This is a genomic window from Pseudomonas sp. GM18 (genome assembly GCF_000282195.1).
Classification (GTDB): Bacteria; Pseudomonadota; Gammaproteobacteria; order Pseudomonadales; family Pseudomonadaceae; genus Aquipseudomonas.
The window spans coordinates 11,923-24,471 of the sequence record NZ_AKJT01000126.1 but is presented as its reverse complement, the minus strand read 5'-3'; the positions used below and the strand labels follow the sequence as shown (position 1 = coordinate 24,471).

Annotated in this window: 8 protein-coding genes; 5 read left to right on the top strand and 3 right to left on the bottom strand. The window is 58.3% G+C overall.

Annotated elements, in window-relative coordinates:
- Positions 1–31 precede the first annotated feature (31 nt).
- Complete coding sequence (locus PMI21_RS01950; protein ID WP_007941717.1) at positions 32–823, bottom strand: siderophore-interacting protein; 792 nt, start codon at positions 821–823, stop codon at positions 32–34.
- The gene (locus PMI21_RS01955) at positions 820–1,395 is read right to left on the bottom strand and encodes a PadR family transcriptional regulator (protein ID WP_007941716.1); all 576 of its coding nucleotides are present in this window, start codon (positions 1,393–1,395) and stop codon (positions 820–822) included. Before PMI21_RS01955 ends, PMI21_RS01950 begins: the two co-directional genes overlap by 4 nt.
- Positions 1,396–1,893: 498 nt before the next feature.
- Here PMI21_RS01955 and PMI21_RS01960 point away from each other — a divergent pair, with 498 nt between their 5' ends.
- The 5 genes from PMI21_RS01960 to PMI21_RS01980 all read left to right on the top strand — a co-directional run bounded on the left by PMI21_RS01960 (position 1,894) and on the right by PMI21_RS01980 (position 7,627).
- Entirely contained in the window at positions 1,894–2,385 is a 492-nt protein-coding gene (locus PMI21_RS01960; RefSeq protein WP_007941715.1) for a CS1 type fimbrial major subunit, read from the top strand.
- Between the two features lie 114 nt (positions 2,386–2,499).
- A complete protein-coding gene (locus PMI21_RS01965) occupies positions 2,500–5,022 on the top strand; it encodes a TcfC E-set like domain-containing protein (RefSeq protein ID WP_007941714.1) in 2,523 nt (840 codons plus the stop codon).
- A gap of 40 nt (positions 5,023–5,062) precedes the next feature.
- The gene (locus tag PMI21_RS01970; protein WP_007941713.1) at positions 5,063–5,803 is read left to right on the top strand and encodes a hypothetical protein; all 741 of its coding nucleotides are present in this window, start codon (positions 5,063–5,065) and stop codon (positions 5,801–5,803) included.
- A gap of 5 nt (positions 5,804–5,808) precedes the next feature.
- A complete protein-coding gene (locus PMI21_RS01975) occupies positions 5,809–6,309 on the top strand; it encodes a CS1 type fimbrial major subunit (protein WP_007941712.1) in 501 nt (166 codons plus the stop codon).
- Positions 6,310–6,391: 82 nt separating this feature from the next.
- The gene (locus PMI21_RS01980) at positions 6,392–7,627 is read left to right on the top strand and encodes a hypothetical protein (RefSeq protein ID WP_033064251.1); all 1,236 of its coding nucleotides are present in this window, start codon (positions 6,392–6,394) and stop codon (positions 7,625–7,627) included.
- A gap of 44 nt (positions 7,628–7,671) precedes the next feature.
- Here PMI21_RS01980 and PMI21_RS01985 read toward each other — a convergent pair whose 3' ends face one another.
- On the bottom strand, positions 7,672–12,492 hold the full coding sequence (locus PMI21_RS01985) for an NEL-type E3 ubiquitin ligase domain-containing protein (RefSeq protein WP_338010003.1): 4,821 nt from the start codon (positions 12,490–12,492) through the stop codon (positions 7,672–7,674).
- Positions 12,493–12,549: the final 57 nt, after the last annotated feature.

Sequence of the window (12,549 nt, the reverse complement as noted above, 5' to 3'; positions counted from 1 at the left end):
GCTCCCTCACCACAGAAAGCATGCACAGCGGTTACTCCTCGTCGCTGTTATCCAGCCGCCAATAGCCGACAGCCTTCACGAACTGCTCGTTCAGCCCATGCTCATCGAGCAATACCCGGCGAATCTGCCGCGACACTTTGGTTTCGGTCGCCACCCACGCATACAGATTGCCAGCGGGCAGCTTGATCTGTTGCACGGTAGTCAGCAGATTGTTTTTGCTGCCCTCACGCAGCACCCAGATCACATCGACCTGCGCGGCGCTTTCCAGGCGTTGCTGTTCGGCGCCGTTTTCCACTTCCACGATCACCAGCGCACGTCGATTGGCGGCCAGGCCTTCGAGGCGGCGGGCGATGGCGGGCAGGGCGGTTTCGTCGCCGATCAGCAAGTAACTGTCGAAGATGTCCGGCACGATCATCGAACCCCGAGGCCCGCCGATGTGCAGGAACTGACCGGGTTTGGCCTGCTCGGCCCAGGTCGAGGCAGGGCCGTCGCCGTGCAGCACGAAGTCGATGTCCAGTTCCAGCGTATCCAGGTCGTAACGACGAGGCGTGTAGTCGCGCATCGCCGGCATCGGCCCGTTGTCCTTGCCGGCCCCGAGTACCAGGGTTTCCAGCGCTGCTTGTTCCGCTGCGTTCTGCGGGAACAGCAATTTGACGTGATCATCCGTGCCGAGGCTGACGAAGCCCGCGAGCTCAGGCCCACCCAGGGTAATCCGGCGCATGCGCGGGGTCAGGTCGACCACCCGCAACACTTGCAGACGACGGCGTTTGATTTCGTGGCTGACACGGTGAATGGATTGGGTTGGCACGATAACGTCGATCATTCGGCTTCCTCTTGAGCGGGTGGAACGACTGGGCCATCGACGATGGCTTTGGCCGTATTGTTGAGCAGGTCGCGTACCCGCAGGATTTCTTCCGGGCTCCAGCGACCATGGTGCATCTGCAAGGCGTGACGCAGGTTGTGCACCGCTTCGTGAATTTCGGCCGGGCGGTCCTGGCCGCGCAACGAGCGCTTGCTGACTTCGATGCGCATGCGCACGCCGTCCAAAGCAATCGCCTGCTCGCTTAATGACAGACGTCCGGCGTCGGTGATGCTGTAGCGTTTTTTCCCGCCCTCGGCGTCGCCCAGGATCATTTCGCTTTCTTCAAGGAAGGTCAGGGTCGGGTAAATCACGCCGGGGCTGGGGCTGTAGGCGCCGTCGAACATGCCTTCGATCTGGCGGATCAGGTCATAGCCGTGGCAGGGCTGCTCGGCGATCAGCGCCAGCAGCAATAATTTCAGGTCACCGGGGGCGAATACCCGTGGGCCTCGACCGCCGCGTTCTCGGCCGGGGCGTTTCTCGAAGCCGTCGCGGCTGTCGCCGTGATCGCGGTGGGGGGAATGATGGTCTCTCATTTTTGCCTTCTCTCGTCGTGTTTAGATACAACTTAAGATATATCTTACGGAAAAGGCAAGCGGACAGGACCGGCGGTCGATGTCACCGTAATGCCGGGCGCTGCCTTCGAGAATGCGTCATTCGCCGCTTGTTATTTTAGAGTGTTTGATCTATTCATGAGACGCGAACGGCACTATCTTGCTTATATAATAGTTGCCCTGTAGTCCATCTCTTACGGACTTATAGTTAACTTTCGCTGTGTGCTTTTTTAGTTAAAACTGTGTGTAGTATGGTTCTGACGGTCAAACAGTTTGATTGCTGTTTTTCATCGTTTTTTCCGGGTGGTTGTGGGTGGTTGTTACTACGTGTGCTTCGGAAGTTACGTACTTACTTTCTCAGGAAATTGGCCGATCATTCTCTGGCGTTGAAAGTTGATAAAAGTTTTTCTGTGCACAGCAGTTGCATGGATTGCTCATACTTTCCTCGGACCAATCCTTTGAAAAAACAGGTACTCAATAATGTTCAAGAAGTTTGCAATCGCCGTTCCGATGACCCTCCTGGCCCTGAGTTCTTCGATGGCGTTCGCTGCGGAGGAGTCGCGCACCTCCATCAACATTACCGCTGAAATCCCGAGCAGGTCCTTCCATGCTCTGCCTGTAAACCCAGACTTCGGTAAAGACGAAAGAATGCACTACGACGTCAGTAGCCGTAGCCTGACTGATGTCCGTGGCACCTTTGATGTCAAACACACCAATGGCTCTGTGGGTGCTTATGTCGTAGGAGGTCCTACACCTCTATTCAACGGTGATCCGGCTGCGATCATTCCCCTGACCTACACCTTCAACGGCAAGGTGCTGACTGCCACCTCTCAGGAAGTGGTCGGTGATGAAGAGTCCAACTACGGTATGCGTGCAGACCTGGTGATCACTGCCGGCAAGGTGTTCGATAATCACGTGGGGCTCTACACCGCCAACCCAGTCGTCATGTTTGATGCCATTCCGCGCATCTAAACCAGAACGCGTTCTGTAAGTAAGTTCTGTCTTACTTGGCAACGTTCACCGATCGCCAGGGCCGCCTCCCTGTCGATCGGGTTCCACCGTCTTTATCCATAGAGTATTTCTTTCATGTTCCCGATGACTCCCATCGCGACGGCGCTTGCCCTGTGTTTTTGTGCAACTGCCCTGGCTGCGCCAACGGACAACGGCCATACACCCCGAAGTTTGCTCGCGCAATCCAAGGGTTTGCCGAGCGAATTCGAAGAGCATTTCTTTGATGTTCCGCTGGCGGTGCGCGTGGAACTTGATCAACAGTTTCTCGGTGAGGCGATGGTGGTATTAACCCGCGACGATCGCATCACCCTCGTTGACTTCGCCGATGTCAGCGACAGCACGATCAAAGCCAGTGAGCGCGACATTTGGTCGAATTATTTAAAACAAGGCGTGGTGCTGGGTGGCTGCGAGGCGAAATGCCCCGAGCAACTGCTGGCCGTGCATTACAGCCTAGAAAATTCACTGGTGTCGATCCTCACGGAAAACGCCGAGCGCGACGAACAGGTGCAGCGTTATTACAACCAGCCCGAAGGAGGCAGCACCGGGTTGATCGTGCGCAACCAGTTGAACCTCAACGGCGGCCAGAACCAGGACCTCGGGGGGCGTTACGGCCTGGAAGCCAGCAGCAGCCTGGGCAACTGGACCCAAGCGGCGAACATGCAGTTGTCCCGCCTGGGCGGTGTCGATAACAAGCTCTATCACGCCATGCACGAGCTCTATACCCAGCGCGAACTGGAAGGCAATTTTTTCCGGCTGGGCTTATTCACGCCCACCTCGGAAGGCCTGAGCCGTCAGCCGCGCTCCTTTGGCGCCAGCCCCGACACGGCGGTGGGCGTCATGTATGGCAGCTCCGACAGCCTGGCCATCAACAACCCGAAACCGGCGGTCTATCCGATCTACGTCACGGCCAATCGCCAGGGCTCGGTGGAAATCTATCGCGACGGTTTGCTGATCAACACGCAATCGATGCCGGCCGGGTTGCAAACCCTCGATACGCGGCCGCTGCCCGGCGGCATTTATGAGGTGGAAGTGCGCCTGATCGAAGACGGCCAGATCACCTCCAGCACTCAGGAGCTGGTCTACAAACCCAACAACTGGCGCAATCATGACGAGCGCTGGCGCTACAACCTGTTCGCCGGGCGTGAATCGAAACTGCTCAGCAACTGGAATGAGCAGGCCGACGGCGACATGACCGCCGGCGCCGCGTTCAACTTCCTGCTGCACCCGCGGGTGATCCTTGGCCTGTCGGGTCGCCAGGTGAAAGACACGCTGCAATACGGTACGTCGGTCGACTGGGCCATCGTCAACAACGCCAGCGTGTACGCCAACGTCTATCAAACCCAGGACTACGGCACCGGCCTCGATGTGCAGGGGCTTTACTCCTATGGCAGCGGCAGCATCGTCGCCAGTCATAACCGCAGCTGGCTCGACACCACCCGGCTCTACGACACCCTGCCCGACGGCACGCGGGTGCGCCAGCGCAACGTTTTTATCGGCCGGACCAGCAACTCTTCCTTATCGGTGAATCATCGACTCACCAGCAAAAGTTCGGCCAATGCCCGGGTGTCCCACAGCGAAGGCAACACCGAAGGCGTGGGCGTGGATTTGGGGTGGACCCAACGCACGCAACTGTTCGGCAGTGACGCCAATTGGCGCTTGTCGTTGTTCGACAGGCCGGGCAGTTTCAGCTCGGGAGATGATCGCAATCGTGGCCTTGATCTGAGCGTGAACATCGCGCTGGGTGGCCCGGGCGAGCAGCTGTCCGGCAGCATCGGCACCCGTACCGATCGCGACGGCGGGCGCGATAACAATGCCTCGATCACCTACCGCAAAACCTTGCAGGATCACCTGCTGCAAAGCGTTTCCGCCACGGCCATCACCGACACCTATGGCATCGGTTTGAACGCGCTGGCGACGATGCAATCGGACCTGGTCAACGGCGATGGGTTTATCCAGCGCTCGTCCTTCAACAACGACCTGACCGGCGGCCTGAACCTCGATAGCACCGTGGCGGTTGGCGGGCAGAAAATGATCATGACCAGCCAATACCACCGTAACGGTGCGGGCATGATCATCGATGTCGAATCGGACATCGACGACATCACTTTGCGCGCCGACGATTTGAGCGGCGGCAGCGCGGTCCTCAAGCCCGGGCGCAATTTCGTGCCGATCACGGCGTACAAAAGCAGCTCCGTCAGTTTCGATTTCGAAGGCAACCACGTTCCTGCCGCGACCATCCAGCCGGCCCGTTCCAGCTATCACCTGAACAAGGGCGGCGTGGATTATCGCCAGGTTCGCGTGATGCGAACCCTCACCGTTCTCGGTCGCCTGATCGACCCCCAGGGCAATCCGCTCAAGGGCCATCACATCATCAACCACGCCAGTCGCGGGGTGAGTGAGGTGGACGGGTTCTTCTCCATGGAAATGAACGCCGGTTCACCGACCCTGGAAGTGCGCCACGGCAACCAGTTGCTGTGCCAGTTCCGACTCGATCCGGGCAGCGGGCGCACGGAAAACAACGTGCTGATGATCGGCGATTTGCGTTGCACGCCGGATACGTTGGCGGACCTGACGCTTGAGGCGCCGACGGCAGGCTGATGCCCGGCAAAACGCACTTTTTCTATTGAGGTAAATGACGATGAAACGTCGGTTGGCACTGATTGGTTTTTGTTTGTTCACCCAGACGGCGCACGCCGGGCCGAGCATCAATATCGGCACGGTTTACGACTACCTGGACGGCGACAAAAGTACGTTCTTGAAACGCGTCTTCAACGGCGGCGACAGCACTGCCTTCGTCAAGGTCAACATCCTTGAAATCCTCTACGACGCCGATGGCAAGTCCCAGGAAATACCGCTCAAATCCAGTGCCGACGGCACCACCCGAGACGGTTTGATGGCCAGCCCGGCGCGGCTGATCGTGCCCGCCAGCGGCATGCAAGGCACGCGATTGCTGTACATGGGCGAGCGCGACAAGGAACGCTATTTCCGCGTGCGTTTCGTTCCGGTAGTGCCCGAGAAAGAAGACGAGTTCGCGGTTTCCGGTGAGGAACGTGAGGAATACAAGAAAACCCTTTCCGCCGGGGTCACGGTGCTGGCCGGTTATGGCGCGGTGTTTTTTGTCCGCCCCAAGGACACGCGCTACGTCAGCGTGATCGAGAACGAGGCGGCCAGGTACCGGATCCGCAATAACGGCAACACCGTGGTGGTGATCGATGAGTTCAAGGATTGCTCGGTCAAGAACGAGCAGGACTGCCAGCCAACCACCAAGCATCACATTCTGGCCGGGCGCAGTTTCGAGTTCGAGAAACAGGCCGGCCGCGAATACCGCTTCACCCTGGTTGAAGGCGAGAGCCGCAAGAAACTCGATGTGAAGGGCTGATGACCATGTTCAGAAAACTGACTGTGCTGTTGATGCCTGCATGGGCCCTGTGGGCCAGCAGTTCGGCGTTTGCCGCCCGTGAAGTGCAGCACTTCGAAGTGTTCGTGACAATCCCGAGCCAGGCGTTCTACGTCATTCCCGCCGACCCCGACTGGATTCACCGCGAACAGCGATTGCCGTGGAATCTGGCGACCTCGACCCTGGGCGGCTTGCGCAAGTATTTCGATGTGAAGAATGAAGCCGGCTCCATCGAAGCCCGCCTCGAGGGCAGGCCCTACTTGTCCAACGGGACGGATGCCCATGACATTGGTTTGCGTGTCCTGTTCAACGACAAGTTGTTGAGCGAGGGGGAAAGCAGCGAGGTGGTTTCGATGGGTGAAGCGGCGCAGGGCAAGCGGGTTTTACTGGAAGTGGTGCCCGTGCCACCTGGCGATGGGGTTTATAAACCGGGCAGCTATTTCGGTAGCGTCAACATGGTGTTCAACGCGGTGCTGCCGGGTGCGTGATGTCAAGCGGGCCGGAAACCGAGAGCAGACCTCAACTGTTTCAGGGGGAAAAATGATTCTTTTGCGGGTTTTTCTTCCAGTGATGCATGTGTGCGTCGCTGCGGGATATTTACTGGGGATGACAGGCACTTCGGCTTGGGCGGAAGAAGTATCGATTCTGGCGTCGTTCAGACCGGATTCTGCAAACCCTCAACAGAACAAATTCAAGAATGACACGCCTCCCAGCGGTTATTGCGCGAGTTATCCTGCGCAGTGCAGCGACAATCAGATGTTCAGCCTGCGCGTGCCCATTCAGTTCAACTCCAATGCACCGATTGAAGCAAGGCATGATTCGCCTCGCCAGGGCGCAACTATCCAGGTGCCTGCTCAGTGGCGGGAATTGTCCGTGGTCCATGAAGCGACGGGTGAACCCGAGACGGTCAGGGTCCGGATTGCAGGTGTGGGCTCTACGTATGTCACGGAAGATGTCATCAGTCTTGTCGGTGGCGGGAGCGACTATCGACTCGCCCACAATCAACTGTGGGGCGCCAGTTGGGTGAATGCGCCTGCCCCCTGCCTGTACAGCGGCGTAGGTTTTTACGGTAATACGCATTACGGTTTTTTTTGGAAAACACCGACGGAGGGTAGCTGTTCGAAGCAGGCACAGTTCGACGTGCCCTGGTTGCGTTACGACTATCTGGATTTCGCTTATGAACTGGTCACCCCCAACCCGTTGGGCATGTCTTCGGGCCGTTATTCGGGAAGCCTGACCTACAGCATCGGACCGCACGGCGATTTCGACATGGGCGATGTCATGGAGCCGACCGATTCGGCGTTGACCTTGAATTTCATCCTGGAAGTGCAACACACGCTCAAGGTCGAAATTCCACCGGGCGGCAATCGCGTCGAACTGGTCCCGCAGGGCGGCTGGCAAGCCTGGCTGACGCAGGGGCGCAAGCCGACACGGCTGTTTCGTGATCAGACGTTCAATCTCTCTTCGTCGAGTCGTTTCAAGATGAACCTGGATTGCCAGTACAGCCTGGATGGCAATCGTTGCTCGGTGCGCGACCCGGTTTCAGGGCATGTCGTGCCGCTCGACGTCAGCGTAACCCTGCCCAATGGCCTGGTGGATGCCGCCGCACAACCGGTCAGCCGCCGGCCGTTGCGGCGCGACGGCAGTGGTACCGAGTTGTTCCAGCCGCGCTTTTATGTGGATCGCAAGCCCGGAACGTTGCACTTCGAGATTGCCCGGGACCAGGTCGACGAAATGCTCAAGCCCGGTGTCGCCCGATCTTACTCGGGTAATGTCACGGTGATTTGGGATTCGGAAGTGGGTTAAGGGTTGAACCCTGATGCATCAGCTGACGCATCAGGGTTTGCCGATTACGGCTGTGCGTCTTTTTGCAGCGCTGCGCGGGTCAGTTTTCTGCTCAGCTCTTTCTCTTCGTAGCCCATGTCCTGAAGCAATCGGCCATAGACCTCATCGCTCATGTCTTCATCGGTAAGCACCACGCTGTCATCGACATCCAGTCGCCGTGCGAGGTCTTGCAGGCGCTGTTTAAGCGCTCGTCGCTGCGCAATCTGCTGGCCTTTGGAGCTGGCCCAGGCGTGTTGAGCTTCGCGCAACTCATCCAGCAAGTCGCTCTTGGTTTCGTACAACCGGGCATTGCGCCTGAACTCGTTCGGGTAAGTGTCATGCAAGTATTTCTGCCAGAACGGCATATCGATCATGTCGTTGATCAACCCGTCGCCGGCCTCCATCGACATCACCGTATCGAAGGCGGTGTCGAGAGTTTTGGCCTTTACGCCGGCCAAGGGGCGATACAGCATCGATTCCGATTGCCACGGTAAACCGAGACGCTGGGCAAGGCCGGTTTCGTAGGCAAGGTACACCTCCACCTCATCGGGATTGCCCGGCCGGCTGCGGACATCGGCGCGGGCAATGTCATCCACCCGCGCGAGGCGAGCGGCACCTTTGGCCAGGTTCACCAATTTGCTTTCAAGCACGGCGTTGGACGTCGACAAGGCGTAGGCTTCGGACGCGAGCACCTTGATGCCCATATGGTTGAACACCTGAGCCCCGGCATCGGCGCAGGTGGTGGGCGCCCTGGACATTTCGAACAGTTCCTTGCGCAGTTCGGTGTCCAGGTCGATGGCTTCGACCATGCGCCATACCCGGCTGCTGAGCTGTTGACGCAAATCACCACCGGCCCGGTAATCGGCCGAGAGCGTCTGTTTCTGGATCAAGGCAAAAAAATCTTCAGAGCCAGGCTCGGTCATCAAATCGTGCCAGGCTTCCTCCCGGAAAGTACCCAGCCCCGAGACCTCGGCACTCCACCACACGGAATCATCCTTTGTTGGCCACAGGTTCATCGCATCGGTCGCGGCATCGGCGTAGACCTGCTTGGGAGCGATGCCGACTGACCGTCGATAGGCTTTGAAAATAACCAGGTTTGCATCCGAGAGTTGCTTTTCGAACAAGCGGGTCCGCGCCACGAGGAAGGCATCCTCCGAGCCGGGCACGACGGTTGGAATGAGGTCGATCGGGTTTTCCTGCAGATCCAGAAAGAAGCCACGCGGTCGACGCTTGTTGAAAGGCCCGAACAGGCCATCGGGCCAGGTGGTTGCCCCGGTGTTGCTCAAACTCAGGATTTTCAGTTTGGGCATGCGCCCGACGTCGGGGAGCCTGCCCAGCCGCGTGTTGTCATCGAGCCTGAGTGTTTCCATGTGGGTCAGGTTTCGCAGTTGCTCGACAGCCGACGGCGTCAAGGTGATGTCGTTGTTCATCAGCCGCAACGTACGCAGGTGGTGCATCTTGCCGATGGTTTCGGGGAGTCGCGTCAACCCGCAGTTCCGGGCGCTCAGTTGCTGAAGATGAGGGAAGTCGCTCAACAGGCCGGAAGTGTTTTGGGAAAAGTTCGTGCGGTCCAGGTTCAAGGTGCTGATCTGATCGAGGTAGTGCTTGAGATCCGGCAGCTCCTTCCACCAGCGTTCGAGATCGGGCTCATCGAACTCTACGGACAGGTCCAGCGCATAACCGCCGTCGGCAGTGATACTGCGTTCACCAAATACAGTGGGCTTTCGTTTGAAACAATCGATGAGCCGTTCGGCAATATGCAGCCCGCCACCGCGCACGAACCCTTTTCGATCTGGCCCCCAGGTATCGGGTCGCTGGTTTTGCCACCGATTGAGCAGCTTTTGAAGGTCATAAAGCTCTCGGTCCAGCCTCGCCAGTGTTTGATGCCCTTGCTCCTGCGAGCCCAGAGAGCGAACGAAGGTATTGACCTCCCGTTCGTTGAAGTGGGGGTATATATCCTGCACCCGTTCGGTGAGCGTGGCGGCGACGGTCGAGAAGCCGGGACCGCGCAACAGCGTCATGTCTTCATGGTTCGCCATCGCACGGATCGGCGGTGCGGCGAGTGCGGTGCGGCGCTGCGCAGGTGTCTCGGTCTTTGCCATCACCCATTGCTTGAAAAATTCACCCTGGCCCGGCCGATAGCCCAGCTGCGCTCGCTTGTTTTTCGGCAAGGCATTGAGCACGGCTTCGTAAAAGTCAGTGGCTTCGTGCAGTTTGTGGTTTTCGGCGTCCCAGACTTCGAACCGGTTCACGTCATCCTTGACCAGCACCCGAACGGTCGAGGCGTCCTGCGCACCCACGCTGCTGCGCAGGGGGCCGGCATCGCTGCCTTCGCGAACCTCGATGCGCAACTCAGCGAACGCGTCGGTATGAATCCTCAGTGCGTTCAGCACCAGGCTTTCGGTTTGCGCCACCCACTGCGCACCGTCATGAAAACCTTCATAGGCATGATTCGTCTGGGCTTCGAAGGCGGCTTCACGCGCGCGGCTTTTGAGGCTCAACGGTAGACGCTGCTCCTGGTTCATGCGTTTGAGGTCGGCAGCGTCGGCACTGTTCAGCAACGTCTCTGCCGCACGGGTCGGCAGCTCGGGAAAGGTCTGGCGAAGGAGTCGGATCTGCGAATCGTCGGACGCTTCTGCGCCCTGGTAAAGCTGATTGACGATGTCCGCGTTCATTCGATTGGCTTCGTCTGCCAGCCGATTGCGCAACGTTTGCACTCGTTCACTTTTGGCGGTTGACCGGCCGAGCATCGCTTGCAGTTCTTCTTCGCTGAGAAACTCGACAAGGCTGGGCGCGAATTGCTCGCTCATGAGGTTGGACAAACTGGTGGACAGCGTCTGCTGGTCGGTTGCGTCGGCATTACCGTACTGACGGAAGCGGCCGCTCATGTCAGCGTTTTGGTAAACCTTGAGCGCTTTATCCGCAGGCCAGCCGTCCAGATAAGTCACCAGCGGTTCAAACCAATAGGAGGAAGGATCCAGGGGCTGACCCGAGCGAATCCGTTCAATGGCCTGGCGGGCCTGGCGCTGGATTTTCAAGCGCGTGAGGCTGTCGTCCAGCAGCGGTGGCGGCGCCGTGTTGTCGACGTACATCCGGCGCAGCGCAGCGTCATCGGTGCCGCTGGCGATACGAACGGCCTCGAGTTCCGCGTCGCTGAAGCCGTCCACGGAGTGGCCGAGACGACGCATCAATGTCGGGCTGTCCCAGGCTCGCGGGTTTTCGGCTTCGTGGGTCCAGGCGCCGAGGTCGTTGTGTTTCAACTCGGGCAGATAAGCATTGTCGCGATGAGGGTGTTTGACGCGGTAGTTGCCGGTTTGCGGGTCCTTTTGCACGGCATAGTGCTTGTCATCCAGTGGCAGAATGTCCTGGCCTTCGTGGGCGTGAAGCCCCTTCGTGTCAGGGCGGGATTCAGCCGGTAGCTTTACATCCGGCATCTCATACGGTTTGAGGTCGGGATGCCACAGCCGTGGTTTGCCATTGGGCAGTGTCACCGGTTTCATGCCTTCGATCAGCGGCGACAGTTTCAAGCGCGCAACGTTGCCAATCTTCGCACCGGCGGCAAACGCCACCAACTGAAGAAAGTTAGTGACCGCACCGAGAATATGTTCGCCAGCTTCGATTCTCAGCCCCAGGGTCAAGTCGACGATGCCTTCGATGACGTCGCTGGTCATCTGGTACACGGAGTAGACCATCATCAATTCGCCCAGCCCCGGAACGAACGGCGTGACGACCATCAGGGCGATGTTGAAGAGGTCGGAGACTATTTGCTTGAAGTTCTCCCACCAGGCCCATCGGGCATTGGTATCGGCATCGGCGGTGGACACGGCGATGTGTCGGGCGTCATTGAGGACCTTGTTGAGCTTTTGCTCAAAGAGGTACTCCCAGAGCTCATCGGGGATCGGTGCGGCTTTGAAATGCAGATTGGGATTGGTGACGGCAACTTCCCGCCAGCTCGGCCCCTGCTCCAGTGGCTCTTTCTGATGCCATTTCACTTCGAACAGGCGTTGTTGCAGCCCGCCGAAAAAATGCCCGCGATCGGATTGATCGACGAACCGGCTGAAGTATTGCTGGTAGGTCATGCCGGTGGAAGACACGACGTCGTTGTCGCGCAGCTGGCGCGTCAGTTCATTCATGAAGGCGACGGTCGAGGGGTACTCTTTCAATGGGTGTTCAGGGTCTTGCGGGACGTAAACAATCACCGGGGTAACGTCACGAAGGCGTTGTTCCAGCCTCGGTGTGATCAACACGATTCCGGTCAGCAGGCTGTCGAGGATGGACAATTCGGCGAATTGCATCACCCGGCCTTTACGGGTGAGGTTGCGCTGGCCATCGAGCATCTTCAGGATCAGGTCACTGGCATCGGCGTCGATGTCGCCCGTCAGAACGGCCAGTTGAGCGGCTGCCTTAAACGCGGCTTTCTCGCTCTCGACGATTTTGAGTTTCAAATAACCCTGGGCGAGACCGTCACGGGGCAGTAGCTGTTCTTCGAGGTATTTCCTATAGCGGGCGCCAATGTCCAGCTGGCGACACAGGGTCTGGAACTGGGTGATGGACATTTTGCGTTTGATCGGCAGGATATCGAAGTGCCCGCGCGCATCGGGCTGGCTGATGAAGTTCGAGCCTGCCTCGCAGGTTTCTGTACTTGCGAAGTTGTGCAGGGCCGCGTCCAGCAGTGAAACGGTTCGGGTCACAACACCGCCCAGGTCGCTGGCATACCAGGGAAGCTTTTTCGGTAGATAAAGATATAAGTAAGTTGTTGTTACATCAACGTCGACACCGAACTGTTTAAGTAACGCCTCGGTCAGTAACGGTTCGGCGAATTCATAAACACCTTGTACCTTATCCATGACCCGGTCGACTGTGTTTTGAGCGGACCAGAGTTTAAAGTTGGCTTCTTGTAACGG